General features: G+C 65.8%; 21 protein-coding genes, 8 pseudogenes and 1 riboswitch. Of the genes and pseudogenes, 16 read left to right on the top strand and 13 right to left on the bottom strand.

All coding sequences use genetic code 11. The features are described 5' to 3' along the window. The first annotated feature begins 193 nt into the window (after positions 1-193). Positions 194-1,180 carry a TauD/TfdA family dioxygenase gene (locus H0I39_RS12545; RefSeq protein ID WP_180550716.1) on the top strand — a complete coding sequence of 329 codons (987 nt, stop codon included), beginning with the start codon at positions 194-196 and terminating at the stop codon, positions 1,178-1,180. A gap of 18 nt (positions 1,181-1,198) precedes the next feature. Here the strand turns inward: H0I39_RS12545 and tyrS are convergent, their stop codons facing one another. Next, a complete protein-coding gene (gene tyrS, locus H0I39_RS12540) occupies positions 1,199-2,443 on the bottom strand; it encodes a tyrosine--tRNA ligase (protein ID WP_180550715.1) in 1,245 nt (414 codons plus the stop codon). A 152-nt stretch (positions 2,444-2,595) separates the two neighbouring features. On the opposite strand from tyrS, the gene H0I39_RS12535 reads away from it, so the two are divergent. Further along, positions 2,596-3,945, top strand: coding sequence for a M23 family metallopeptidase (locus H0I39_RS12535; protein WP_308645846.1), 1,350 nt, complete (start codon positions 2,596-2,598; stop codon positions 3,943-3,945). Positions 3,946-4,146: 201 nt separating this feature from the next. Here the strand turns inward: H0I39_RS12535 and erpA are convergent, their stop codons facing one another. The 5 genes and pseudogenes from erpA to H0I39_RS12510 form a co-directional block, all read right to left on the bottom strand. Next, positions 4,147-4,527, bottom strand: a complete 381-nt coding sequence (gene erpA, locus H0I39_RS12530; RefSeq protein WP_180550714.1) for an iron-sulfur cluster insertion protein ErpA — start codon at positions 4,525-4,527, stop codon at positions 4,147-4,149. 62 nt (positions 4,528-4,589) lie between these two features. Next, positions 4,590-4,984 (bottom strand): annotated as a pseudogene (locus tag H0I39_RS24735) (bactofilin family protein). A gap of 175 nt (positions 4,985-5,159) precedes the next feature. Next, positions 5,160-5,551, bottom strand: a pseudogene (gene rpsI / locus H0I39_RS12520) (30S ribosomal protein S9). 12 nt (positions 5,552-5,563) lie between these two features. Then, positions 5,564-5,992: a 50S ribosomal protein L13 gene (rplM, locus tag H0I39_RS12515; protein ID WP_180550713.1), complete on the bottom strand. Its 429-nt coding sequence runs from the start codon at positions 5,990-5,992 to the stop codon at positions 5,564-5,566. A 202-nt stretch (positions 5,993-6,194) separates the two neighbouring features. Then, positions 6,195-6,383, bottom strand: coding sequence for a hypothetical protein (locus H0I39_RS12510; protein ID WP_180550712.1), 189 nt, complete (start codon positions 6,381-6,383; stop codon positions 6,195-6,197). 116 nt (positions 6,384-6,499) lie between these two features. On the opposite strand from H0I39_RS12510, the gene H0I39_RS12505 reads away from it, so the two are divergent. From H0I39_RS12505 to paaE, 6 genes and pseudogenes are all read left to right on the top strand, one after another. Then, a complete protein-coding gene (locus tag H0I39_RS12505; protein WP_180550711.1) occupies positions 6,500-7,471 on the top strand; it encodes a 23S rRNA (adenine(2030)-N(6))-methyltransferase RlmJ in 972 nt (323 codons plus the stop codon). Between the two features lie 291 nt (positions 7,472-7,762). Further along, positions 7,763-8,630: pseudogene (gene paaA, locus H0I39_RS12500) on the top strand (1,2-phenylacetyl-CoA epoxidase subunit PaaA). A gap of 24 nt (positions 8,631-8,654) precedes the next feature. Next, the gene (gene paaB / locus H0I39_RS12495; RefSeq protein WP_180550710.1) at positions 8,655-8,957 is read left to right on the top strand and encodes a 1,2-phenylacetyl-CoA epoxidase subunit PaaB; all 303 of its coding nucleotides are present in this window, start codon (positions 8,655-8,657) and stop codon (positions 8,955-8,957) included. Positions 8,958-8,967: 10 nt separating this feature from the next. Continuing rightward, positions 8,968-9,840, top strand: coding sequence for a 1,2-phenylacetyl-CoA epoxidase subunit PaaC (gene paaC, locus H0I39_RS12490; protein ID WP_180551803.1), 873 nt, complete (start codon positions 8,968-8,970; stop codon positions 9,838-9,840). Between the two features lie 71 nt (positions 9,841-9,911). Then, a pseudogene (paaD, locus tag H0I39_RS12485) lies at positions 9,912-10,468 on the top strand (1,2-phenylacetyl-CoA epoxidase subunit PaaD). A 116-nt stretch (positions 10,469-10,584) separates the two neighbouring features. Beyond that, positions 10,585-11,687, top strand: a pseudogene (gene paaE, locus H0I39_RS12480) (1,2-phenylacetyl-CoA epoxidase subunit PaaE). 226 nt (positions 11,688-11,913) lie between these two features. Here paaE and H0I39_RS12475 read toward each other — a convergent pair. The 4 genes from H0I39_RS12475 to ahcY form a co-directional block, all read right to left on the bottom strand. Next, the gene (locus H0I39_RS12475) at positions 11,914-12,384 is read right to left on the bottom strand and encodes a septal ring lytic transglycosylase RlpA family protein (protein ID WP_180550709.1); all 471 of its coding nucleotides are present in this window, start codon (positions 12,382-12,384) and stop codon (positions 11,914-11,916) included. A gap of 321 nt (positions 12,385-12,705) precedes the next feature. After that, the gene (metF, locus tag H0I39_RS12470; protein ID WP_180550708.1) at positions 12,706-13,539 is read right to left on the bottom strand and encodes a methylenetetrahydrofolate reductase [NAD(P)H]; all 834 of its coding nucleotides are present in this window, start codon (positions 13,537-13,539) and stop codon (positions 12,706-12,708) included. Then, entirely contained in the window at positions 13,536-14,333 is a 798-nt protein-coding gene (locus H0I39_RS12465) for a TlyA family RNA methyltransferase (RefSeq protein ID WP_180550707.1), read from the bottom strand. The genes metF and H0I39_RS12465 overlap by 4 nt, the downstream gene beginning before the upstream one ends. A 58-nt stretch (positions 14,334-14,391) precedes the next feature. Next, a complete protein-coding gene (ahcY, locus tag H0I39_RS12460; protein WP_180551802.1) occupies positions 14,392-15,816 on the bottom strand; it encodes an adenosylhomocysteinase in 1,425 nt (474 codons plus the stop codon). Positions 15,817-15,893: 77 nt separating this feature from the next. Further along, a riboswitch (S-adenosyl-L-homocysteine riboswitch) is annotated at positions 15,894-15,979 on the bottom strand. Positions 15,980-16,085: 106 nt separating this feature from the next. Between ahcY and H0I39_RS12455 the strand changes: the two are divergent. From H0I39_RS12455 to H0I39_RS12440, 4 genes and pseudogenes are all read left to right on the top strand, one after another. Then, a pseudogene (locus H0I39_RS12455) lies at positions 16,086-17,709 on the top strand (peptide chain release factor 3). A gap of 2 nt (positions 17,710-17,711) precedes the next feature. After that, entirely contained in the window at positions 17,712-18,053 is a 342-nt protein-coding gene (locus tag H0I39_RS12450) for a hypothetical protein (RefSeq protein ID WP_180550706.1), read from the top strand. Further along, positions 18,002-18,985: a hypothetical protein gene (locus H0I39_RS12445; RefSeq protein ID WP_180550705.1), complete on the top strand. Its 984-nt coding sequence runs from the start codon at positions 18,002-18,004 to the stop codon at positions 18,983-18,985. Before H0I39_RS12450 ends, H0I39_RS12445 begins: the two co-directional genes overlap by 52 nt. Then, positions 18,898-19,710 (top strand): hypothetical protein, encoded by an 813-nt coding sequence (locus H0I39_RS12440; RefSeq protein WP_180550704.1) that lies wholly within the window; start codon positions 18,898-18,900, stop codon positions 19,708-19,710. Before H0I39_RS12445 ends, H0I39_RS12440 begins: the two co-directional genes overlap by 88 nt. A gap of 15 nt (positions 19,711-19,725) precedes the next feature. Here the strand turns inward: H0I39_RS12440 and H0I39_RS12435 are convergent, their stop codons facing one another. Continuing rightward, complete coding sequence (locus H0I39_RS12435; protein WP_180550703.1) at positions 19,726-19,956, bottom strand: hypothetical protein; 231 nt, start codon at positions 19,954-19,956, stop codon at positions 19,726-19,728. On the opposite strand from H0I39_RS12435, the gene H0I39_RS12430 reads away from it, so the two are divergent. The 4 genes and pseudogenes from H0I39_RS12430 (at position 19,942) to H0I39_RS12415 (ending at position 22,894) form a co-directional block, all read left to right on the top strand. Continuing rightward, the gene (locus H0I39_RS12430; protein ID WP_180551801.1) at positions 19,942-20,580 is read left to right on the top strand and encodes a class I SAM-dependent methyltransferase; all 639 of its coding nucleotides are present in this window, start codon (positions 19,942-19,944) and stop codon (positions 20,578-20,580) included. The genes H0I39_RS12435 and H0I39_RS12430 overlap by 15 nt on opposite strands. A gap of 117 nt (positions 20,581-20,697) precedes the next feature. Continuing rightward, positions 20,698-21,045, top strand: coding sequence for an EamA family transporter (locus tag H0I39_RS12425; RefSeq protein WP_180550702.1), 348 nt, complete (start codon positions 20,698-20,700; stop codon positions 21,043-21,045). A gap of 8 nt (positions 21,046-21,053) precedes the next feature. After that, complete coding sequence (locus tag H0I39_RS12420; RefSeq protein WP_180550701.1) at positions 21,054-22,043, top strand: glycosyltransferase family 2 protein; 990 nt, start codon at positions 21,054-21,056, stop codon at positions 22,041-22,043. Between the two features lie 48 nt (positions 22,044-22,091). Continuing rightward, a pseudogene (locus tag H0I39_RS12415) lies at positions 22,092-22,894 on the top strand (HAD family hydrolase). Here the strand turns inward: H0I39_RS12415 and H0I39_RS12410 are convergent. Then, positions 22,888-23,796, bottom strand: a complete 909-nt coding sequence (locus H0I39_RS12410) for a tripartite tricarboxylate transporter substrate binding protein (protein WP_257645781.1) — start codon at positions 23,794-23,796, stop codon at positions 22,888-22,890. The pseudogene H0I39_RS12415 and the gene H0I39_RS12410 overlap by 7 nt on opposite strands. 81 nt (positions 23,797-23,877) lie before the next feature. Continuing rightward, positions 23,878-25,660 (bottom strand): annotated as a pseudogene (locus tag H0I39_RS22270) (excinuclease ABC subunit UvrA); the annotation flags it as partial. Positions 25,661-25,805 lie beyond the last annotated feature (145 nt).

The following is a 25,805-nucleotide window of genomic DNA, read 5'->3' as shown; positions in this document are numbered from 1 at the left end:
CAAGCGCGGCGACAAGCATCGGCGGCCGCGCGCAGCCGGCACGGCGCTTATGGCCAAAACGGGGTTTTGCGCCCATGTGCCGGGCGCCGGCAGCTATCGTTATTGAAGCAATTGCGGCAGATCATGGCGCTTTGCCGGCGCTGACGTTAATCTTGCCGTTTCAACCCCACCCACCTGCCGCCCCGGAGCAGCCATGAGCGTCATCCTGAAAGAAAAGATCACCGGCCCCGCCGCCTGGAAAGGCCCCAACATCGCGGCCGACCCGGCCTGGCTGTACCACTTCACGCCCGACGACATCGCCGTGCTGGACGCCGCGCTGGCGACGCTGAAGGCGCGCGGCCGCGCGTTTCCGCACTTCGGCGCGCAGGACTTCCCGATCGCACCGCTGGTGCCGCGCCTGACCGCCTTCGCCGACGAGCTGGAAAACGGCCGCGGCTTCAAGCTGCTGCGCGGCCTGCCCGTCGAGCGCTACAGCGACGCCGAGATCAACGCCATCACCTACGGCATCGGCCTGCACCTGGGCCAGCCGGTGTGCCAGAACCCGCGCGGCGACCTGCTGGGCGAGGTGATGAACGTGGGCGACATCCACGACAAGAACACCCGCGTCTACGAAACCAACCTGTACCTGCCCTACCACTCCGACCCGTCCGACGTGGTGGGCCTGATGTGCGTGCGCAAGGCGCGGCAGGGCGGCCTGTCCAGCCTGGTCAGCGTGGCGGCGATCTACAACGAGATCCTGGACAAGCACCGCGAGCTGCTGGGCCTGTACTACCGCCCCATCCACTTCGCCCACCTGTGCGAGCCGCAGCCCAGCCTGTCGCCCATCTTCAGCTACCACCAGGGCAAGCTGAGCTGCCGCTATCTGCGCCAGTACATCGAGCTGGGCGCCGACATCTGCAAGCTGCCGCTGTCGCGCGTCGAAATCGAGGCGCTGGACGTGTTCGACCGCGTGATGGCCGACCCGGCGCTGCGCCTGGACATGATGCTGGAGCCCGGCGACCTGCAATTCGCCAACAACTACGCCGTGCTGCACTCGCGCACCGAGTTCGAGGACCACGAACACCTGGCCCTGCGCCGCAAGATGCTGCGCCTGTGGCTGAAGATGCCCAACGCGCGCGCGCTGGCGCCGGAGTTTCCGGGGCGCAACGGCTTTCCGGCGCCCGAGACGGCCGCGGCCTGAGCCGCCGGCAGGTGTGCTTCAGGCCAGCGTCACGCGGGCGAACTTGCGCTTGCCCACCTGCACGACGTAAGTGCCCGCTTTCAGCTTCAGCCCTTTGTCGCTGACCACGCCGGAATCGACGCGCACGCCGCCGCCGTCGATCAGGCGGTTGGCCTCGCTGGTCGACGGCGCCAGCCCGGACTGCTTGAGCACCAGGCCGATGCCGAGCGCGCCGCCCTCGCCCGCGGCCAGCGACACTTCGGGAATCTCGTCCGGCACGCCGCCCTTGCTGCGGTTGGTGAAGTCGGCTTCAGCGGCATCGGCCGCCGCGGCCGAATGGAAGCGCGCCGTGATCTCCTTGGCCAGCATCACCTTGGCGTCCTTCGGGTTGCGGCCGGCGCCCACCTCGGCCTGCAGTGCCTCGATGTCGGCCATCGACCTGAACGACAGCAGCGTGTACCAGCGCCACATCAGCTCGTCGCTGATCGACAGCACCTTCGCGAACATGGTGTTGGCGTCTTCGGTGATGCCGATGTAGTTGTTCTTCGACTTCGACATCTTCTCGACGCCGTCCAGCCCTTCCAGCAGCGGCATGGTCAGGATGCACTGCGGCTCCTGGCCATACTCCTGCTGCAGGTGGCGGCCCATCAGCAGGTTGAACTTCTGGTCGGTGCCGCCGAGTTCAATGTCGGACTTGAGCGCCACCGAGTCGTAGCCCTGCATCAGCGGGTAGAGGAACTCGTGGATGCTGATCGAGTTGCCGGCGTGGAAGCGCTCGTGGAAGTCGTTGCGCTCCATCATGCGCGCCACGGTGTATTTGGCCGCCAGCTTGATCAGCCCGCGCGTGCCCAGCGCGTCGCTCCACTCGCTGTTGTAGCGCAGCTCGGTGCGGGCGGGGTCGAGCACCTTGAAGGCCTGCGTCTTGTAGGTCTCGGCGTTGGCGCGAATCTGCTCCTCGGTCAGCGGCGGGCGGGTGGTGTTGCGGCCGCTGGGGTCGCCGATCAGCGTGGTGAAGTCGCCGATCAGGAAGATCACCTGGTGCCCCAGGTCCTGCAGCTGGCGCATCTTGTTCAGCACCACGGTGTGGCCGATGTGGATGTCGGGCGCCGTCGGGTCCAGCCCCAGCTTGATGCGCAGCGGCTGGCCGCTGGCCTCCGACCGGGCCAGCTTCTTCAGCCAGTCCTCCTGCGGCAGCAGCTCCTCGCAGCCGCGCAGCGAAATGGCCATGGCCTCGCGCACGCGGTCGGATACCGGCGGGTTCGTAATATCGGTGTCAGTTTTCATGTGCTTTTGGTTGTAGGAGCTTGCCTACGACGTTATACTGGCGCGTTAAGGCCCGATTCTAGAGGCCCGGCTCTCTTCGACAGAGCGCTTCGACAGGTGACCCGCTGCCCATGTCTGTCGCCTGACTGCAACGAATTCCGGAACAACGTCGCGTGAAGCAACAACTGATTTCCTCCGGCCTGGCCGTCGCTGATTTCATCCACCGTCACCCCAAACGCATCACCGCGGTCATCGCCGGCTTCATGCTGTGCGGCGGCGGCGGCGCGTTTGCCGTGGCCTCGCTGGCGCCCACCGCCCCCACCGCGCCGCTGCGCCTGGTGGCCGAGTCGGTGGAGCCGCAACTGGGCGCCCAGACCGACATCCTGGACACCCATTCCTTTACCCTCTACCGCAGCGAATCGACCCGCAGCAACGACACGCCCGAGGCGCTGCTCAAGCGGCTGGGCCTGGCCGACCCGGCCGCCGCGGCCTTCCTGCGCAAGAACGAGACCACGCGCCAGGCGCTGTTCGGCCGCTTCACCCGCCTGGTGACGGCCGAGGCCAGCGACCGGCAGGAACTGCTCAAGCTGCAGACCCACTGGCTCGACAAGAACGACGACGAGAACTTCAAGCGCCTGGTGGTCGAGAAGGCGGGCGACGCTTTCAGCGTGCGCGTCGAGACCGCGCCCCTGGTGGCCAACCAGCGCATCGCCAGCGGCACCATCCGCGGCACGCTGTTCGCCGCCACCGACGAGGCCAACCTGCCCGACAGCGTGACCAAGCAGCTGACCGAGATCTTCGAGTCCAACGTCGACTTTCACCGCGGCCTGCGCCGGGGCGACCGCTTCTCGGTGGTCTACGAAACGCTGGAAGCCGACGGCGAAACCATGCGCGCCGGCAAGATCCTGAGCGCCGAGGTGGTCAACCGCGGCCGGACGCACCAGGCCATCTGGTTCAAGGAACAGGGCGCGACCAAGGGCGCCTACTACACCCCCGACGGCCAGAGCCTGCGCAAGGCCTACCTGCTGTCGCCGATGGAGGTGTCGCGCATCACCAGCGGCTTCGGCATGCGCAACCACCCGGTGTACGGCTACAGCCGCGAGCACAACGGCGTCGACTACGCCGCCCCCACCGGCACGCCGGTGCGCACCATCGGCGACGGCGTGGTCACCTTTGCCGGCGTGCAGAACGGCTACGGCAACGTGATCCAGATTCGCCACCGCAACGCCAAGGATTCGACGCTGTACGCGCACCTGTCGCGCATCGACGTGAAGGTGGGCGACAACGTGATGCAGGGCGAGAAGATCGGTGCCGTGGGCTCCACCGGCGTGTCGACCGGCCCGCACCTGCATTTCGAGTTCCGCATCGACAACACGCCGCAGGACCCGACCGAAGTGCTGGCCGAGCAGCGCGAGTACGTGCCCGTGTCGCCCGGCGGCAAGGCGGCGTTCGCCAAGTGGTCGTCCGGCATGAAGATGCAGCTGACCGCCGCCGGCGAGATCACGCGCAGCAGCTTCGAGTAGGTCGCACGCAACCACAAAAAGGGCGCCCAGGGCGCCCTTTTTCGTTGGGCTCAACCCGGCCGCTTGTGATGCGGGGAGTCTTGGCAGAAACATCAAAAATAATAGCTGCTTGCGCTCATCCACAAAGGATTTCAGATCGATTTCTCTTGAAATGCTTACCAGACCTGCGCATGCCACTATACAAATTAAAGTGCAGTGGGCTTACTCGTCCGCCACCGAGAACGACGAGCCGCAGCCGCAGGTGGTCTGGGCGTTGGGGTTCTTGATGACGAACTGCGCGCCCTGCAGGTCTTCCTTGTAGTCGATCTCGGCGCCGACCAGGTACTGGTAGCTCATGGCGTCGATCAGCAGCGAGACGCCGTTCTTGGTCATCGTCGTGTCGTCCTCGTTGGCGATCTCGTCGAAGGTGAAGCCGTACTGGAAGCCCGAGCAGCCGCCGCCCTGCACGAACACGCGCAGCTTCAGGTCGGGGTTGCCTTCTTCCGCGATCAGGTCGGCCACCTTGGCGGCCGCGCTGTCGCTGAAGAGGATCGGGTCAGGCATCGCGGTGGGGGTTTGAATGTCTTGGGCTACGGCGCTCATGGCGGTTCCTGCGGTCAAAAACGAATTGACCAATAGTATATCGAATTAGTCGGGTTTTCGCTTCACGGCCGGTCCAGGTCCAGCGTCGGCTCGGTGGGCTCGCGCGGCTCCTCGGCCGGTGAATTGGAGGCCATCGGCTCGTGCGCCACGGGCGGCGGCGTCAGCTGCGGCTGCAACTGGCCGGCAATCACCGCACCCTGCGCCATTTCCAGCGACTTGTAGCGCACATCGCCCTGCACGCGCGCCTTCGACTGCAGCTCCAGCAGCTCGCGCGCCAGCACCGGGCCGACCACCGTGCCGCCGATCACCACGTGGTCGGCGCTGATCGCCCTTCCACGCTGCCGCCCTCGCCGATCACCAGCACGCTGGGCTGGCCGCCTTCGGCGATCACATCACCCAGCACCGTGCCGTCAATCTGCAGGCCGTCCTGGAATGTGCACGGCCCCTGCACACGCATGCCGGCGCCGATGGTGCTGCGAACCGACAACTTCGACTTGATGCCCAGCATCTCACGGACTCCTTGATTGGTTGCCCTGCTTTTACCACGCTGCCCGCCAGCGCGGGGCGGCACGCCCAAGAAAAACCGCGCCAGCCTGACGGCCGCGCGGTTCCTTCGGTTGCCTGCAGCGGAATCAGCGCTTGCTGAACTGCTTGCGACGGCGGGCGGAGTGCAGACCGACCTTCTTGCGCTCGACCTCGCGCGCGTCGCGCGTGACGAAACCGGCGGCCGACAGCTGCGGCTTCAGGTTCGCGTCGTAGTCGATCAGCGCGCGGGTGATGCCGTGGCGCACCGCACCGGCCTGGCCGGATTCGCCGCCGCCGTGCACGTTGACCTGCACGTCGAAGGTCTCGACGTTGTCGGTCAGCACCAGCGGCTGCTTGCAGATCATGATCGAGGTCTGGCGGCCGAAGAAGTCAGCAATGTCCTTGCCGTTCACCGTGATCTTGCCGGAGCCTTTTTCAGAAACACGCGGGCGACGCTGGACTTGCGACGGCCGGTGCCATTGTTCCAATCACCAATCATTGCATCGGCTCCTTAGACTTCCAGCGCCTTGGGCTGCTGGGCGCTGTGCGGGTGCTCGGCGCCGCCGTACACCTTCAGCTTCTTGATCATGGCGTAGCCCAGCGGGCCCTTGGGCAGCATGCCCTTGACGGCCTTCTCCAGCGCGCGGCCGGGGTGCTTGGCCTGCAGGTCGCGGAAGTTGGTCTCGCGCAGACCACCCGGATAGCCGGTGTGGCGGTAGTACTTCTTGTCGAGCTCTTTCGCGCCGGTGACGCGGAGCTTGGAGGCGTTGACGACCACGATGTAGTCGCCGGTATCGACGTGAGGCGTGTAAATGGCCTTGTGCTTGCCGCGCAGACGGAGGGCAACTTCGCTGGCTACCCGTCCGAGCACCTTGTCGGTGGCGTCAATCACAAACCACTCGTGCGTCACGTCAGCGGGTTTCGCGCTGAACGTTTTCATGAGTTTTCCTGTGCAAAGGATGGTTTGGTCAGACCCTTTTCCACGGTCGGTGCTCCTCTTGTGACGGGAGCCTCTTAGGTGGGTTTCGGCGCCCCGCCCCTGTAAAGAAAGGCGATTCACCGCTTGCCGCGGGGTCTTGCAAAGCGCTGCAAAGCCTTTGATTCTACCCCGGCGCGGCGCCGTCAGGCAAGAACCCGGGCGCTCAATGCCATGGCGGCGGCGTCAGCCGCGCATCGGGCTTGCGCCGCAGGGCGATGCGCCGGGCCGATTCGCGCGCAAAGGCCCGCGCCATGGCCAGCGCCAGGGGTTCGCGCGACTCGGCGCGCTCGCTCCACTTGGCCAGCAGCAACGCCAGTTCACTGTCGGAGCACGGCGGCACTTCCAGTTCCATTCCTCACCTCTTCGCATCCTTTTATTAGCACGAAATTCTACGTTTTCAGGCGCGCGCTCACACCCCCGATTTGCGGGACGGGCGGCGCAGCACCGCGGCGCGGGTACCATGCCCGCATGTTCAGCTACCGCCACGCCTTCCACGCCGGCAACCATGCCGACGTGCTGAAACACATCACGCTGCTGGCGACGCTGCGACACCTGATGCGCAAGGATTCGCCACTGTTGCTGGTCGACACCCACGCGGGCGCGGGCATCTACCGGCTGGACGGCGGCGCGGCGCAGACCTCGGGCGAGGCGGCGGCCGGCATCGCGCGCATGCAGGCGCTGTGGGCCCATCCTGATTTCGATGAAAAATCGGCTTCAGCGCCCGCCAATAAAGCGCAAGCAGCTATCAATAATGAAGCAGATGCACTCGCCGACTATCTGGCCCTGATCGCCGGCTTCAACCGCGATGGCAACGACGACTGGCGCGTCTACCCCGGCTCGCCCTTGCTGATGCACGCCCTGATGACCGAGCCCGCGCGCGCGCCGGTGCACGACCGCCTGAAGCTGTTCGAGATGCACCCCACCGACGCCCAGGCACTGCAGGCGCACATCGAGCAACTGGAGGCTGGCCGCCAGGTGACGATGGCGCGGCAGGACGGCTTCGATGGCCTGAAGGCACTGCTGCCACCACCACCGGCCGCTGGCGGCTCGCGCCGGGCGCTGGTGCTGATCGACCCCAGCTACGAAATCAAGAGCGACTACGCCAAGGTGGCCGCGGCCGTGCAGGATGCGCTGAAGCGCTTTGCCACCGGCGTGTACCTCGTCTGGTACCCCATCATCGGGCGCCCCGAGGCGCATGGCCTGCCGCGCCGGCTCAAGACGCTGGCACAACAGGCCGGGCGCACCTGGCTGCACGCCACGCTCAACGTGGGCGCTGCACCCGGCGGCGCCGGGCTGTCGGCCAGCGGCATGTTCGTCATCAACCCGCCGCACAGCCTGAAGGGCACGCTGGACGCGGCGCTGCCTCTCGTGCTGCAAGCCCTGGGCGACGGCCGTGGGCGCGGGCATGCCTGGTCGGTGGAAGCCGGCGACGCTGGTTGACGGCGCGGGAAAACCCTCAACCCCGGCCGACCAATTAACCGACCGCTCGGTCGGCTAATTCTCTATACTCCGGTTTCGCGCATTTCATGGCGTGCGGTGTTGGCCGCGCGCCAACCACCCACGACAGGAGACATCCGCGTGTACACCCAATCCTTTTCCGTGCCCGACGACGCCGACGCCAAGGCCGGCCTCAAGGCCGTGCCCAAGCCCGCTTCCGAGAACGACGCCGCGCTGATGGCGCAGTTCGAGGCGCGCATCGCCGCCGATGGCCGCATCGAGCCGCGCGACTGGATGCCCGAGGCCTACCGCAAGACCCTGGTGCGCCAGATCAGCCAGCACGCGCATTCCGAAATCGTCGGCATGCTGCCCGAGGGCAACTGGATCAGCCGCGCGCCCAGCCTGAAGCGCAAGGCCATCCTGATCGCCAAGGTGCAGGACGAGGGCGGCCACGGCCTGTACCTGTACAGCGCCGCCGAAACGCTGGGCACCAGCCGCGACGACATGCTGAATGCCCTGCACTCCGGCCGCGCCAAGTACAGCTCCATCTTCAACTACCCCACGCTGAACTGGGCCGACGTGGGCGTGATCGGCTGGCTGGTCGACGGCGCGGCGATCATGAACCAGATCCCGCTGTGCCGCTGCAGCTACGGCCCCTACGCGCGCCATGGTGCGCGTGTGCAAGGAAGAATCCTTCCACCAGCGCCAGGGCTACGAGGCCCTGCTGGTGATGATGAAAGGCAGCCAGGCCCAGCGCGACATGGTGCAGGACGCCGTGAACCGCACCTGGTGGAAGTGCCTGGCGATGTTCGGCCCGTCCGACAAGGACAGCATGCACTCCAGCGACGGCATGCGCTGGGGCATCAAGCGCATCAGCAACGACGATTTGCGCCAGAAGTTCATCGACGCCACCGTGCCGCAGGCCGCCGTGCTGGGCGTGACGCTGCCCGACCCCGAGCTGAAGTGGAACGAAGAACGCGGCCACTACGACCACGGCGAAATCGACTGGGACGAGTTCTGGCAGACCGTGAACGGCCACGGCCCCATGAACCGCGAGCGCCTGGCCACGCGCGTGAAGGCGCACGACGACGGCGCCTGGGTGCGCGACGCGGCGCTGGCCCATGCCGAGAAGCAGAGACAACGCGCGCTGAAAGCCGCGTAAGACAAACACCCCGGAGAACACACGATGAGCACCGCACAACCCGCCCTGAAAGACTGGCCGCTTTGGGAAGTCTTTGTTCGATCCAAGCAAGGCCTGGAGCACAAGCACTGCGGCAGCCTGCACGCCAGCGATGCGCAGCACGCGCTGCAGATGGCGCGCGACGTCTACACGCGCCGGCAGGAAGGCGTGTCGATCTGGGTCGTGCCCTCGCACCTGATCGCCGCCAGCGACCCGAGCGAGAAGGACCAGCTGTTCGAGCCGGCCAGCGACAAGATCTACCGCCACCCCACGTTCTACGAAATTCCTGAAGAAGTGGGGCACATGTGATGCACGCAGAATCGGATACGGCCCTGGCGCCCGCCAGAACAGCGCCAGCAGCTACAAAAAGCAAGCGCCCATCGACTACCTGTTGCACCTGGCCGACAACGCCGTGGTGCTGGGCCAGCGCAACGCCGAATGGTGCGGCCACGCGCCGGTGCTGGAAGAAGACCTGGCCATGGCCAACAACAGCCTCGATTTGATCGGCCAGGCGCGCCTGCTGTACCAATATGCCGCCGAGCGGCTGAACGGCGACGTGCGCGCGCCGCGCGGCGCCACCTGGCCCGCTGGCGCGATCACCGAAGACACGCTGGCCTACTTCCGTGGCGACAGCGACTTCCGCAACTACGTGCTGCTGGAGCTGCCGCACCACACCGGCCTGGTGCCCGCCGCCGGCGGCGCGCGCGACTGGTCGGTGAGCATCGTGCGCAACTTCCTCTACAGCGCGCTGATGGTGCAGGTGTGGGAACGGCTGCAGCAGTCCACCGACGAGCATCTGGCCGCCATCGCCGCCAAGAGCCTGAAGGAAGTGCGCTACCACCTGCGCCATTCGCGCGACTGGTTGTTGCGCCTGGGCGACGGCACCGAGGAGTCGCAGCGCCGCGCGCAGGCCGCGCTGGATTACCTGCTGCCCTTCACCGAAGAGTTCTGGACCGCCAGCGCGCTGGAGTCCGAGGCGAATGCATCGGGCTCCGGCGTTGACGTGCCCAGCCTGCGCGCCGCGTGGCACCAGATGGTCGACGAAGCCATCGCCGAAGCCACGCTGAAGCGCCCGGCCGATGTGAAGCGCTATGTTCCCGAAGGCAAGCGCGGCGTGCATTCGGAATACCTGAGCTACCTGCTGGGCGAGATGCAGAGCCTGGCACGCGCGCATCCGGGAGCGACGTGGTGATCGTACGGTCGCATTTTGGCTGTTACTCCTCGCCCCTCTGGGGAGAGGGTGGGGGTGAGGGGCGGCCTGCCATGCGCGACACATCACCCTCACCCCAACCCTCTCCCGCCCCGCGGGAGAGGGAGCCGGAGCTCGCGCCGCTCTGGCGCGCGCTCGACCAGCTGACCGACCCCGAGATCCCCGTCGTCACCCTGCGCGAGATGGGCATCCTGCGCGACCTGCGCCGCGGCGCCGACGGCCGCGTCGAGGTGGTCATCACTCCCACCTACAGCGGCTGCCCCGCCATGGACCAGATCGCCGACGACATCGGCGCCGTGCTGAAGGGCGCGGGCGTCGAAGGCCGCGTCGTCACCCAGCTCGCCCCCGCCTGACCACCGACTGGATGACGCCCGAGGCGCGCGAGAAGCTGCGCGCCTACGGCATCGCGCCGCCCCAGTGCGGCACCCAGGCGCCGGGCGAGGCCGCGCTGCGGTTCGCGCCGCACGCCGCCGCCAAGGTCGAAGTGGCCTGCCCGCAGTGCGGCTCGGTCAACACCACCGAAACCTCGCATTTCGGCTCCACCGCCTGCAAGGCGCTGTACCGCTGCCTCGACTGCATGGAGCCGTTCGATTACTTCAAGAGGCTCTGACGCCCACCCTGAGTCGCGGCGCGCCTTCCCCCAAGGGACGCGCGCAGCGGCCGGGCGAACCTCGCTTGGCATCCACCTCGTTCACATCCCAGAAGATTCCCAGGAGCGCTCACCCCATGTCTGTTCCTCGCTTCCACGATCTCACCGTCGCCCGCGTCAGCCCCGAGGCCGCCGGCTCGGTCGCCATCACCTTTGCGGTGCCGGATGATTTGCAGGAGTCGTTCAGTTTCCAGCCCGGCCAGTTCCTCACCCTGCGCACCACCATCGACGGGCAGGACGTGCGGCGCAACTACTCGATCTGCAGCACGCGCAGCCGCTACAGCCAGGCGAAGGAGCTGGAAGTGGGCATCCGCCCCATGGAAGGCGGCGTGTTCTCGAACTGGGCCGCCACGCAATTGAAAGCCGGCGACAAGCTGGCCGTGATGCCGCCCGATGGCCGCTTCACCATCAAGAAGCCGCGCGCGCTGCACCGCGTGGGCTTTGCGGCCGGCTCGGGCATCACGCCCATCCTGAGCATCATCGCCAGCACCATGGAAGAGTCGGACAGCGCCAAGTTCACCCTGGTGTACGGCAACCGCCGCATGAGCAGCGTGATGTTCAACGAGGCGCTGCAGGACCTGAAGGACAAGTATAAGAACCGCCTGACGCTGATCCACATCCTGTCGCGCCAGGCGCAGGAAGTGCCCATGCTGGAAGGCCGCATCGACGCCGCCAAGGTGCAGCAGCTGATCGACACGCTGCTGCCCGCCAGAGCATGGACGAGGTGTTCGTGTGCGGTCCCGAGGCCATGATCGAGCAGGTTCAGACGGCGCTGAAGGCTGCCGGCGTGCCCGAAGACCGCATCTACAGCGAGCGTTTCACCTCACCCACGCTGGAGGCGCTGAGCACCGCCGCGCGCCGCGCCGCCGTCGAGCAGGCCGACCCGGAAGCACCGGCTGGCCAGGTGGATCTGACCGTGGTCATCGACGGCAAGCAGCACGAGCTGAGCATGCGGCGCGACCAGCACGTGCTGGACGTGGCGCTGTCGGCGGGGCTCGATCTGCCCTATTCCTGCAAGGCCGGTGTGTGCTGCACCTGCCGCGCCAAGGTGCTGGATGGCAGCGTGAGCATGGACAAGAACTTCACGCTGGAAGAAGCCGAGATGGCGCAAGGCTTCGTGCTGAGCTGCCAGGCGCGGCCGACCACCGACAGGCTGACGGTGAGCTACGACGAGCGCTGATCTGATCGCGCCGCGGCGCAGCCCACGGCGGCGGCCGAAAAGAGGAGCACACCCCTTCTGCAAGAGGGGGAACCTCTCAAATTTTTCTGATGCTGAAAAAGGCGCTGGCGCCCTGTCAACGGGCGCCAGCAGCTTCTTTTTGATACCGCGAAGCCGCGCCAAATGGCTATCGCTTGTTCTGGCACTGTGCGGCGTGCCAGGGCTGCGCGGCAGGGCACCGGAGCCGTCAGGTATCGCCGCCTGCCGCCACCAGCTCGCCGCCTGCGCGCGCCGGGCGCACTTCGCGCAGCACCACGGCGTCGTGGCCGCGGCCCTTCATGCCCAGGGCCTTGGCGGCGGCCTTGCTCAGGTCGATCACGCGGCCCTTGATGAACGGGCCGCGGTCGTTAATGCGCACCACCACTTCCTTGCCGGTGCGCGGGTTGTGCACCAGCACGCGGGTGCCGAAGGGCAGGGTCTTGTGCGCGGCGGTCAGCTCGTGCATGTCGAACTTCTCGCCGTTGGCCGTCAGGCGGCCGTGGAAGCCCGGCCCGTACCACGAGGCCATGCCACGCCCCAGGTCGCGCCCGCCACGCAGGCCCAGGGCCGGGCGCTGCGGTTCGACCAGGCCTTGCGCGCCATCGCCCGACGCGGCTTCGCGCGCGCCCGCATCGCCGCCCAACCGCGCCCTGAAGCCGGTGTAGTTGGGGCAACGCATGTCGTGCACGGCCTTGGCCGAAGAGCAAGGCTCGGAGAGAGCGGATGATGTGGAAGCGTTCAGGCTCACCGTCTGGGCCGCCAGGGCCCTGCTGCCAGCCACAGCATGCCCACACACAACAAGCGGGCTGCCGGCAGACGGTGTGCACTTCCCGAAACCGGCACGCCGCGCAAGCGGGCGCCGGGAGAGGTGTCCCGTAACATGGGGGCGGATTTTACCGGCGCAGCCGGCCCAGCGCATGTTTCAAGCTGTCGCAGCGGCGTCTTTTAGACACGAAAGTCCAGAAAACGCCGCTTTATTCAAACCATCTTCGTATAAAGCTCAATCGCAGCGCCCGAGCCGCCGGCACACCTCCAGCGTGGCCACCGACTGGTTCAGCGTGTAGAAGTGCAGGCTGGGCGCGCCGCCGGCGCGCAGGCGCTCGCACAGCGCGGCCACCACGTCGGCGCCGAAATCCTTGATGGCCGCCGCGTCGTCGCCGAAGGCCTGCAGGCGCAGGCGAATCCAGCGCGGCACCTCGGCGCCGCAGGCGTCGGAAAAGCGCAGCAGCTGCGTGGAATTGGTGATGGGCATGATGCCCGGCACGATGGGCGTGTCGACGCCGCGGCGGCGCAGCTCGTCCACATAGCGGAAGTAGGCGTCGGCGTTGAAGAAGTACTGCGTGATGCCCACATCGGCCCCGGCGCGCACCTTGGCGGCGAAGGCGTCGATGTCGGCCTCGGGCGAGCGGGCCTGCGGGTGGTACTCGGGGTAGGCGGCGACGGCCAGCTTGAAGTGCTCGCCCGTTTCGGCGCGGATGAAGGCCACCAGGTCGCTGGCGTAGCGGAACTCGCCGCCGCTGCCATAGCCGCTGGGCAGGTCGCCGCGCAGCGCCACGATGCGCTTGACGCCCGCGGCCTGGTAGGTCGCCAGGCGCTGGCGGATCGACGCCTGCGTCTGGCCGATGCACGACAGGTGCGGCACGCCGTGCTGGCCTTCGCCGACGATCTCGCGCACGGTGTCCAGCGTGCCCTCCTGCGTCGAGCCGCCGGCGCCGAAGGTGACGGAGCAGAAGTCGGGCGCCAGCGCATACAGCTTGCTGCGCACCACGCGCAGCTTTTCGGCGCCTTCGGGCGTCTTGGGCGGAAAGAATTCAAGGCTGATCGGGAAACTCATGTCTGGGTCACTGAAATGGCCGCCGCAGCGGCATGAATGAAGAACTCGCGGTTGCCGTCGCCACCGGCAATGGGGCTGGGCAGCCAGTGCCGCACGGCGAGGCCCGCCTCGGCACACGCCGCGCGCAGGCGTTGCTCGACCTGGGCGTACCGCGCCGCATCGCGCACGATGCCGCCCTTGCCGATGTCGGCCGGCTGCAACTCGAACTGCGGCTTGACCAGCAGCAGCAGATGCCCGCCGGGCTTGAGCAAGGGCGCCAGCGCCGGCAGCACCAGCGTGAGCGAGATGAAGGACAGGTCGCCGACGATCAGGTCGAAATCCGAGCCAAATCGGCCTTCAGCGCCCGTCCCACCTGCGCCAGCAGCTATCAATTGAGAAGCGACCAGATGCCGTGCGTTGACGCCTTCCAGCACCCGCACCCGCGCATCGCCACGCAGGCGCGGGTGCAGCTGGCCGTGGCCCACGTCCACGCCCACCACGCTGGCCGCGCCGTGCTGCAGCAGGCAGTCGGTGAAGCCGCCGGTGGACTGGCCCACGTCAAGGCCATGCCAGCCGGTGACTTGAAGCCCGGTGGCACGCAGCGCGCCCTCCAGTTTGAGCCCGCCGCGCGAGACGTAGCGCGCTTCGGCGGCGTCGAGCAACTCGACCTCGGCGTGCGGCGGCAGCTCGTCGCTCTTGGCCAGCGTCTTCCAGCCACTGGGCGACAGCCAGCGCGCACCGGCCGCGATCAGGCGCTGCGCCTGGCTGCGGCTGGCGGCCAGGCCGCGTTCGACGAGCCACTGGTCGGCACGCACGGATTACAAGGCAAATCGGCATCCAGCGCCCGCGCACCAAGCGCAGGCAGCTATCAACTCAATAGCGGTAGGTGTCCGGCTTGTACGGCCCCTGCTTGGGCACGCCGATGTAGCGTGCCTGCTCGGGCGTCAGCTCGGTGAGGTTCGCGTTCAGCTTGGCCAGCTGCAGGCGCGCCACCTTCTCGTCCAGGTGCTTCGGTAAAACGTAGACCTGGCCCACGGCGTACGAATCAGGCCGCGTGAACAGCTCGATCTGCGCGATGGTCTGGTTGGCGAAGCTGCTGCTCATCACGTAGCTCGGGTGTCCAGTGGCGCAGCCCAGGTTCACCAGGCGGCCCTTGGCCAGCAGGATGATGCGCTTGCCGTCCTTGAAGATCACGTGGTCAACCTGCGGCTTGATCTCTTCCCACTTGCACTTTTCTTCGAGGCCAGCCACGTCGATCTCGTTGTCGAAGTGGCCGATGTTGCAGACGATGGCCTGGTCCTTCATGGCCTTCATGTGCTTGTAGGTGATGACGTCCTTGTTGCCGGTGGCGGTGACGAAGATGTCGGCCAGCGGCGCGGCCTCTTCCATGGTCACCACGCGGTAGCCTTCCATGGCGGCCTGCAGCGCGCAGATGGGGTCGATCTCGGTCACCCACACCTGGGCGCTCAAGGCGCGCAGCGCCTGCGCGCTGCCCTTGCCCACGTCGCCATAGCCGCACACCACGGCGATCTTGCCGGCCACCATCACGTCGGTGGCGCGCTTGATGCCGTCGACCAGCGATTCACGGCAGCCGTACAGGTTGTCGAACTTCGACTTGGTGACGCTGTCGTTGACGTTGATGGCGCGGAACAGCAGCGTGCCGGCAGCGCTCATCTCCTTCAGGCGGTGAACACCGGTGGTGGTCTCCTCGGTCACGCCGAGCACTTCAGCGCTCTTGCGGCTGTACCAGGTGGCGTCTTCCTTCAGCTTGGCCTTGATGGCGGCGAACAGCACCTTTTCTTCTTCGCTCTTCGGGTTGGCCAGCACCTTGGGGTTGGTCTCGGCCTGCTGGCCCAGGTGCAGCAGCAGCGTGGCGTCGCCGCCGTCGTCCAGAATCATGTTGGGGCCTTCGCCCTTCGCGCCCTTCTTGCCGAATTCGAAGATGCGGTGCGTGTAGTCCCAGTAGTCCTTCAGCGACTCGCCCTTGATGGCGAACACCGGCGTGCCGGCGGCGGCAATGGCGGCGGCGGCGTGGTCTTGCGTGCTGAAGATGTTGCACGAGGCCCAGCGCACGTCGGCGCCCAGCGCCTGCAGCGTCTCGATCAGCACGGCGGTCTGGATCGTCATGTGCAGGCTGCCCGTGATGCGTGCGCCCTTCAGCGGCTTTTTCTTGGCGAATTCCTCGCGGATCGCCATCAGGCCGGGCATCTCGGTCTCGGCGATGGCGATTTCCTTGCGGCCCCAGGCGGCCAGGTTGATGTCGGCAATGGCCGAATCGGCGGCCACGGGGTTTTTCAGGGGGCGTTCATGGTTTGCTCCAAAGGCGATGCATTTGAAAAACCACTGACGGGATGAAAAACTCACCACACGCGATCAGTGGGTGAGCGTCGTTGCGAAGAAATCGGCTTCCGAGCCTCACGCCTGGCTGCACTGTGCAGGCGCTGCAACGCTCCTCGGAAAGGCCGCGATTATAGCGGCGGCGTGCATTTTCGGGCGTTGAGCGGGCGATAATTCACCGTTTGCGCGCCGCCCGCCCGGGCTGCACTGCGCGCCCGGAGTTTTCTGCCTTGACCCACGCCGCCGAAACGCGCCGCCGCCGCACCTTCGCCATCATTTCCCACCCCGACGCCGGCAAGACGACGCTGACGGAAAAGCTGCTGCTGTTCTCCGGCGCCATCCAGATCGCCGGCGCCGTGAAGGGCCGCAAGGCCAGCCGCCACGCCACCAGCGACTGGATGGAGATCGAGAAGCAGCGCGGCATCTCGGTCGCGTCGAGCGTGATGCAGATGGTGTACCGCGACCACGTCATCAACCTGCTGGACACGCCCGGCCACAAGGACTTCAGCGAGGACACCTACCGCGTGCTGACGGCGGTGGACAGCGCGCTGATGGTGATTGACGCCGCCAACGGCGTGGAGACGCAGACGCGCCGCCTGATCGAGGTCTGCCGCCAGCGCGACACGCCCATCATCACCTTCGTCAACAAGATGGACCGCGAGGTGCGCGACCCGCTCGACATCCTGGATGAAGTGGAGCGCGAACTGGGCATGCCCTGCGTGCCCATGACCTGGCCGGTGGGCCAGGGCAAGCGCTTCGGCGGCATCATCAACCTGCGCACGCAGGCCATGACGGTGTTCCAGGCGGGCAGCGAGAAGCGCCCGGAGGACTTCGAGGTGATTCCGCTGGCCGAGCGCGACCGGCTCGTCGCCCGCTTCGGCGATGCCTTTCTCGCCGCCGAGGAAAGCATGGAACTGGCCGTGGGCGCCTCGCCCGCGTGGGACCATGAGGCCTTTCTGGCCGCCAAACAGACACCGGTGTTCTTCGGCTCGGGCGTCAACAACTTCGGCGTGATGGAAGTGCTGGACGCACTGGTCGACATGGCGCCGCCGCCGCGTCCGCGCACCAGCCACGCGCTGGTCAATCGCCAGGTGCAGGAGCAGGTGATCCAGCCCGAGGACAAGACCTTTGCCGGCGTCGTCTTCAAGGTGCAGGCCAACATGGACGCCAACCACCGCGACCGCATCGCCTTCGTGCGCGTGGCCAGCGGCAAATACACGCCGGGCATGAAGCTGAAGGTGCAGCGCACGGGCAAGGAACTGCGACCGACCAGCGTCGTCACCTTCCTGAGCCAGCGGCGCGAGGCCGTGGATGAAGCCTACGCGGGCGACATCATCGGCTTCACCACGCACGGCGGCGTGCAATTGGGCGACACCATCACCGACGGCGCCAACCTGCAATTCACCGGCCTGCCCTTCTTCGCGCCCGAGATGTTCATGACCGTGGTGCTGAAGAACCCGCTGCGCACCAAGCAGCTGCAGCAGGGCCTGGCACAGCTGGGCGAGGAAGGCGCGATCCAGGTCTTCAAGCCCGATGCCGGCGGCAACATGATGCTGGGCGCCGTGGGACAGCTGCAGTTCGAGGTGGTGCAGCACCGCCTGAAGACCGAGTATGACTGCGACGTGCGCCTGGAAGGCAGCCAGTACACCGGCGCCCGCTGGATCACGGCCGACACCCCGGCCGAGCTGCGCGAGTTCGAAAACGCCTACCCCTGCGCATGGCACACGATGCGGCGGATGCGCTGGCCTACCTGTGCACCTCCCCTACGACGTGCGGCTGGCGCAGGAACGCTTTCCCAAGATCCACTTTCATCCGCTGCGGGAGCATGCGGGGTTGGCGTTGCAGGCGGGCTGACCATGAATACGACGTATGCACGTGATCGCCGCTGGCACATGGCATGGCTTGTTCCGGTGCTGGTGCTGGCGGCCATTCGCTTGGCGGAAATCTGGGGCCGACCGACGCCCCATGACGCGGTATATACCTACTTGCCCGCAGCCCAGCGCCTCACCACCGAAGGGCTTGCCTTCTTTCTGGACCCCGAAAGCTACCGCATGGCGCCGCTGGCCTACATCTGGCCGGCCTTGTGGCAGTTCGATCAGGATGCGATACGGCTACCAACGTGGCGCTGTTTCTGGCTTCCGCAGCCATGTTGTGGCGCACCGCCGATCTGCTGGGCGGTACGCGCGCGGCATTGCTGACGGCAGCCTTGTTCGCGCTCCATCCCGAGTTGCGGGAATACTTTGTGGCCGAGTGGACGGAACCGTTCTATGTCGCCGGCGTGTCCGCACTGTTTCTCGCCAGCGCCCGATTGATCCTGGGAACGCCCCAGCCTCACCGCTGGATCGCGCTGGGTGCCTTCGGGCTTTCCATGACGCTGCTCGGGCGACCCGCGCTTCAGCTGATGGCACCTGCGATGCTGGTGATGTGCCTGGTCATCGCCTGGTGGCCCTCAATGCGTTCGACCGCGGCGCACGGCGTAGCGCAGCAGCTGGCGTTGATGATTGCGCTCGGCCTCGTTCCGGCGCTCATCGTGGTTGTGAAGAACGGAGTGCTCTTCGGACTGTGGGGTATCGCGACGGGGTCTGGCACTAGCCTGTATCTGGGATTGAATCCCATCAGCCAGGGCACCGAACCCGCCTATTACGGCCTTGACTACGACGTCAATGCGCTGGCCGGGTTAGCCCCTGGCACCCATGGCGACCACCTCCACTTAGCAACTGACCGCTTCCTGCGCAATATTGCGATGGAAACATTGAGCAGCTACACATGGTCGGATCGTCTGGTGTTTTTTGCGCGCAAAGCATGGTGGTGGCTGTTCCATCATCCCGTCGCACTCGCGGTCTCGGGCAATGAGTTGCGTGGCATACGCGTGTTCGAGCTGTTCAGCATCGCTAGCGCCATTCTGGTCACGGGAGGACTGTGGTTACGTCAAGGCAGGAAGCGTTTTTTCAGCAGTTTGCGCCAGCAGCCATGTCCAACGGCGAAGACCCGGTCGCCATGGGAAGACGTCGCGCCATCGCAGCGGGTCTGCTGTTACTGGGGATGCTGGGCCTGCTCGCACAGTTCCTGCCGGTGCTTTACAACAGTCGTTACAGCACAGGCTTGTTTGAGCCTTGGCTGTGCGTGTTGACCGGCGTCAGCTGGGCGCTGATGAGCCGCTTTCTCGGGGCGGAAAAGGTGCGCGATGACGCTGGCGTGCAGTGGCGCCTGGTCGCACGCGGCATGCATGGCCCCGCCATTTCGAGCAAGGTGTTGGCCCTGGTCCTGATCCTGTCGGCCGCTCTTCTGCTGGCGCACCCTCGCCGTATCGAACGCGTGTCGATGGACCCGCTTCCGCAAGACATGCCGACCACACTCCTGGCCAGGGTTGATGCCACCGCCGGCATCGCCACCACGAACATCTCCCGCGTCGATGCAACCTCATGGCGACTGCTCGAGCGGCCGGGCGCGCTGGTATTTCCCATGACACCTTCTGCTGAAGTCACCTCCCGGCGTGCGGTGAGCGACAACGCCCTGTGGCGCTTGCGCTTCGCGGTCCGGCCACCGGATGGAAAGAAGTGCCGTTACGCGGAGGTCGGCTTTACCGCACCCCAGGAAAATCGGATGCTGGCATCGCCCCAACTGAATGTGGTCGGAGATGGCAAGATGCATGAATACGTGATCCACGCCACACAGGATCTCCGCCCCGCAGGGCCGGGAGACCTCAGAATCGCGTACGTCTGTCCGGTGGGGACCGTCGTCACATGGGGCGGCGGCGAAATGGTGAAACCGGAAGTCACTGATCGCTGGCGCGCACTGGTACTCCCCGACACAGGCCGCCAGCCTTCATATACACCTTCACCCTCCCCAAGATAAGCAGCCGTACCCCCATCAGTCACGAACAATAGCGCCCTTCGCATCACGGCGACAACAAAGCAACTCCTGCTCAATAAGCCCCAAAATGACAACATCGACCATAACCCAATGCGCTGCTTGTGGCGCAGCGATGAGACCTGGTCTTTTCGAATGGCATTTCGTATGCAACCATTGCAAATTCGAAAAATCCTCTCTGACGCCGAAAATAAATGAAATCGATGCAATGGATGAATCGGCGCGGCTCACGGCACTCAAAAACTTCGTCAGGCCAATTTTGCGACACTGCTGAATTGGCTTGACCATCAATATCCATCGGAGCTTCAGACACGCCCCTTACTGCTGGAGGTCGGATGTGCTCATGGCTGGTTCATGGAGCAAGCACAGAAAAGATATGATGTTGAAGGCATCGAGCCAGACAAGGCGATTGCCAGCGCGACCAGCGCCAAGGGCTTGCGCGTGAGACAAGGTTTTTTCCCCGATGTACTCAACGATGCGGATGTTTTTGATATCATCATTTTCAATGATGTTCTGGAGCATATTCCAGACGTTCAGTCAACGTTGAGAAGTTGCCACGACCACCTATCTCAGCATGGGCACGTGGTCGTCAATGCCCCGGACAGCCAAGGAATAATCTATCGGCTTTCCAAATTGATGGCGCGCCTGGGTCAATCTGCACCGTTTGAGAGAATGTGGCAAGTGGGTCTTCCGTCACCTCACTTATATTACTTCGATACACAATCCATAACTAGGCTTGCGACCTCCACAGGCTTTGAAGTCGAGGCGCTCACTGCACTACCCAGCATAGAAAAACGGGCCTCACGGAACGCATCCATTACGCGGGAAGCACCTCAAAGATCCAATCGATCATAATGGCCTTCTGTATAAGAATGCTGCTCCCATTGATCAGGATGTCACGACCAGATATCCGCGTCTGGCTGCTGAGAAAGCAGGAACCAGGTCGCTGAGCAAAGAATCATTGGCGTTCACATGAATTACGCCCTCTACCTTTACATGGTCGTCTGTGTGGCGGGAATGTCGATTGGTCAGCTTCTGTTCAGAAAGGCAGCCCTCTCTATCAGTTCCTTTTCGCCTGCAGGTTTGCTGTTGAATGGCTGGTTTTTGTTGGCTGTCGGCCTTTATGGCATTACAACGCTGGGGTGGGTGTGGATCCTGCGTCAAGCGCCGCTGGCCCTTGCCTATCCTTTCATGAGTCTGGCCTTCCTGATCGTTCCCTTGCTGGCTTGGCTATTCCTGGGTGAGCCCCTGCACTGGCATACCGTAGCTGGAGGCGCCCTGATCATGGCCGGCGTGGTCCTGGCTTCTCTCGGCAGCTAGGCTTGAAAATGACACGCATCGCCGTCACCATCCCCAGCTACAAGGTCCGCGCCCAGGTGCTCGACGTGATCGCGCGTATACCACTGCAGGTGCAGCGCATCTATGTCGTGGACGACAAGTGCCCGCAGCAGAGCGGCCTCTTCGTTCAGCAGCACTGCACTGACCCGCGCGTGCGCGTGATCTTCCACGAAGAAAACCAGGGCGTCGGCGGTGCTGTGCGCATGGGCTACCGCGCGGCGCTGGAAGAGGGCATGGACATCGTCGTCAAGGTGGATGGCGACGGGCAGATGGACCCGGCGCTGATTCCACACTTCACACGACCGATCGAGCGCGGCAAGGCGGACTACACCAAGGGCAATCGCTTCTATCGACCGGAATCGCTCAAGGGCATGCCGCCGATCCGGCTGTTCGGCAACGCGGCGCTGTCGTTCATCAACAAGCTCAGCACGGGTTACTGGTCGATCATGGACCCGACCAACGGCTACACGGCCATCCACACCGCCGTGTTGCGCGAACTGCCCTTGCACAAGCTCGAGCAACGGTACTTCTTCGAGACCGACATGCTCTACCACCTCAACACCATTCGCGCCGTGGTGCACGACGTGCCCATGGACGCGGTGTATGCGGACGAGGAGTCGAGCCTGAAGGTATCCAAGGTGTTGCCCGAGTTCATGCTCAAGCACATCAACCGCTTCTTCAAGCGCTATGTCTACCTTTATCTGCTGCGTGACTTCAACCTGGGCAGCCTGTACAGCCTGCTGGGCGTGGCGCTGTGCGTGCTGGGCGTGCTGTTCGGCGGCTGGCACTGGCTGCGCAGCCTGTCGACCGGCGCGCCGGCCACCAGCGGTACGGTGATGCTGGCCGCGCTGCCGCTGATCATCGGCATCCAGTTCATCATCGCGTTCCTGCACCACGACGTGGAGCATGTGCCGACCGAGCCGCTCAGCAACGATCTTGCAGAGCTGGACGACGATCGCTTTTCGCCGCCCAAGGCCTGAGCGCGCCTTCAGCCTTCGGCCCATGCTGCCCTGCCACGGACGCACTCGTTGATCCCGCTCCATCAACTCGCACCGGGAGCCTGGTCGCAGGTCCTTGGCGTGTTCACCGACATCGACGACACGCTCACCAGCGACGGCGCCATCACGCCCGATGCCTTGGCCGCACTGCATGGACTGAGCGCGGCGGGACTGACGGTAATCGCCGTGACGGGGCGACCTGTCGGCTGGAGCGAACCCTTCGCGCTGAGCTGGCCGCTGCGGGCCATTGTGGCTGAAAACGGCGCTGTAGCCTTGCTGAATCAGCGCGGCAAGCTATCGAAAATATATCAACAGGACGAACATCGACGGGCAACCAACTTTGCCCGCCTGCAGCGCGCGGCGGCTCGCGTGCTGCAGGAGGTGCCCGGCACGATGCTGGCGCGAGACTCTGCCGGACGGGAAACCGACATCGCCATCGACCACAGCGAGTTCACCCACCTGTCCGAAGCGCAGATCGAGCAGGTCGTGGCGGTGATGCAGGACGAAGGGCTGAACGCCACCGTCAGCAGCATCCACATCAACGGCTGGATCGGTGAGCACGACAAGTGGCAGGGCGCGTGCTGGATCGCGCGCGAGTTGCTGGGCATCGATCTGCCGGCCGACATCGACCGCTGGGTGTACGTGGGCGACTCCACCAACGATCAGCGCATGTTCGAGCACTTCCCGCACAGCGTCGGCGTGGCCAACATCCGGCGCTTCGAGGAACAGTTGCGCTTCAAGCCGCGCTACGTGACAGCAGGCGAGCGCGGCGCGGATTTGCCGAAGTGGCGCAGCGCCTGCTGGCTGATCACTCCGCCAACAGCCCTCACTGAGGTTTGGCCAAACCGAGTTGTTCGATCAGCGTCTTCTCGCGTGCGAAGGTGTCCTGCGCGAACTGGCGGTATTGCGCTGACGACATGTAGATCGGCACCATGTCGTAGCGGTGCAGCGCATCGACGTAGGCGGGTTGCTCCATCGCCGTCTTGAAGGCGTCGTGAAGGCGCTTGACCACGGCTTCGGGCGTGTTCTTGGGCGCGCCAATGCCGAACGGCGAGTTCTGCACGATGTCGTAGCCCAGTTCCTTCAGGGTCGGTGCGTCCGAGAACTTGGCCAGGCGTTTGTCGCCCCAGGTGTTGAGCACGCGCAACTTGCCCGCCTCGACTTGCGGCGCGAAGCCGGTGGAGTCGCTCGCGGCCATCAGGTGCCCGCCCAGCAGGGCCTGCATCAGGTCGGCGCTGCCCTTGTAGGGCACGTGCAGTAGCTTGATATCAGCCTTCTGCGCCACGTGCTCCATCGTCAGATGCGGGCTGGTCAGGTTGCCGGCGGAGCCATAGCTCAGCTTGCCGGGGTTGGCCTTGGCGTACGCAACGAAGTCACCCCAGCTCTTGAGTGGCGAAGCCGTGGGCACGACCACGCCAAACGCGTAGCCGGTGACGTTGATGACGTAGCTGATGTCCTTGACCGGATCCCAGGTCATCTTCGTGGTGTACGGCAGGCGGAAGATGCTCTGTGGAATCTGTGCCAGCGTGTAGCCATCGGCGGGGGCCGACTGCAGGGCCTGCGCTGGCAGCGAGCCACCGGCGCCCGGCTTGTTGTCGACGATCACCGGCTGGCCCAGCACCTTGCTTGCGCCCTCGGCCAGCGCGCGCATGGTGATGTCGGTGGGCCCGCCCGCCGGGAAGGCGATGACCAGCTTGATCGGCTTGTTGGGAAAGGCCTGCGCCGATGCGGGCAAGGCTCACGCGCTGCACAGCGTGGCGGACATGAGGGCAATGAGTTGACGACGATGCATGGTGTTTGTCTCCTGTCGAGGCCACTATTGAACCCGATCGGCGCCCCATGCGCCAGACACCGTCAGTCGCGCAGAAGTCACCCTCGACAGCACCGGCGCCAGCGCCTGCCCGGTGTGCGTACCCGCGCGCACCACGTCCTCGGGCGTGCCGGCGGCCACCAGCTGGCCGCCGCCATCGCCGCCTTCAGGGCCCAGGTCGATGATCCAGTCGGCCTCGGCGATCAGGTCGAGGTCGTGCTCGATGACGACCACGCTCTGGCCGCCATCGAGCAGGCGGTGCAGCACGCGGATGAGCTTTTCCACGTCCTGCATGTGCAGGCCCACCGTAGGTTCGTCGAGCACGTACAGGGTGTGCGGCGCCTTCTGGCCGCGGCGGCCGACGTCGTCGCGCACCTTGCTGAGCTCCGTGACGAGCTTGATGCGCTGCGCCTCGCCGCCGCTCAGCGTGGGCGACGGCTGGCCGAGCGTGAGGTAGCCCAGGCCCACGTCCTTGAGCAGTTGCAGCGGGTGCGCGATGGCGGGCATGCTGGCGAAGAATTCAACTGCTTCATCGACTTCCATCTGCAGCACGTCGCCGATGTTCTTGCCGCGCCAGGTGACGGCCAGCGTCTCCGGGTTGAAGCGCGCGCCATGGCAGACCTCGCACGGCACCTTCACGTCGGGCAGAAAGCTCATGGCAATGGTGCGCACGCCCTGCCCTTCGCACGATGGGCAGCGGCCGTCGCTGGTGTTGAAGCTGAAGCGCCCGGGGCCGTAGCCGCGCGCCTTGGCCTCCAGCGTGTCGGCGAACAGCTTGCGCACCGTGTCCCAGAAGCCGATGTAGGTGGCGGGGCAGCTGCGCGGCGTCTTGCCGATGGGCGTCTGGTCGACTTCGAGCACGCGGTCGATACTCTCGAAGCCGCGCAGGCCGGTGCAGCCGACCAATGCGGGCGCCTTGCCGGCGTCCATGGCCTCGCGCCCCGCCTTGGTGGCGCGCTGGCCCACCCAGGCTGCCACGTTGGTCAGCAGCACGTCGCGCGCCAGCGTGGACTTGCCCGAGCCGCTGACGCCCGTCACCGCGACCAGGCGCTTGAGCGGCACCGCCACGTCGACGTCGCGCAGGTTGTGCAGGTGGGCGCCCAACAGGTGCAGCCAGCTCGCCGGCGCATCGGCGGAGGCTCCCTCGCCCCTCTGGGGAGAGGGCTGGGGTGAGGGGCTGGGCCGCTTGGCTGACCGCCTTCCTTGACTTGGCGCGCTGGCCCTCACCCCCACCCTCTCCCGCCTGCGGGAGAGGGGGTAAGACCACGCGGCGAGGTTGCATCGGATGCCGCATGGCGTCGCGCAGATAGCGCCCGGTGGCCGAATCCGCCGCGGCCTCCAGGTCAGCCGCCGTGCCCTCGGCCACCAGCCGGCCGCCGCGCACGCCGGCGCCGGGGCCGATGTCGATCAGGTGCTCGGCGCGGCGGATGGTGTCCTCGTCGTGCTCGACCACCACCAAGGTGTTGCCCTTGTCGCTCAGCGTGTGCAGCGCATCGAGCAGGATGCGGTTGTCGCGTGCATGCAGTCCGATGGTCGGCTCGTCGAGCACGTAGCACACGCCCTGCAGGTTGCTGCCCAGTTGCGCCGCCAGGCGGATGCGCTGCGCCTCGCCGCCGCTGAGCGTGGGCGCGCCGCGATCCAGCGTGAGGTAGCCCAGGCCGACCTGTTCGAGGAAGTCGAGGCGGCCCTTGATCTCGGGGATCAGGTCGCGCGCGATGTCGGCGTCACGGCCTTCCAGCGCCAAGCCGTCGAACCAGGCGCGCAGGTCGCGCACGCTCAGATGGGCGAGTTGGGTGATGGAAACGCCACCCTCACCCCTGCCCCCGGATCGGGTCCGGGCAGCTCTCTCCCGCAGGCGGGAGAGGTGGCAAATTCGTGAGCACTCCACTGCGGTGAGGTGCGTCACTGTCTTGCTCCCTCGCCCCTCTGGGGAG

The sequence above is a fragment of the Ottowia beijingensis genome (assembly GCF_013423955.1).
GTDB lineage: Bacteria > Pseudomonadota > Gammaproteobacteria > Burkholderiales > Burkholderiaceae_C > Ottowia > Ottowia beijingensis.
The sequence above is the reverse complement of the archived record's forward strand: the minus strand, read 5'-3'. Positions and strand labels throughout refer to the sequence as shown.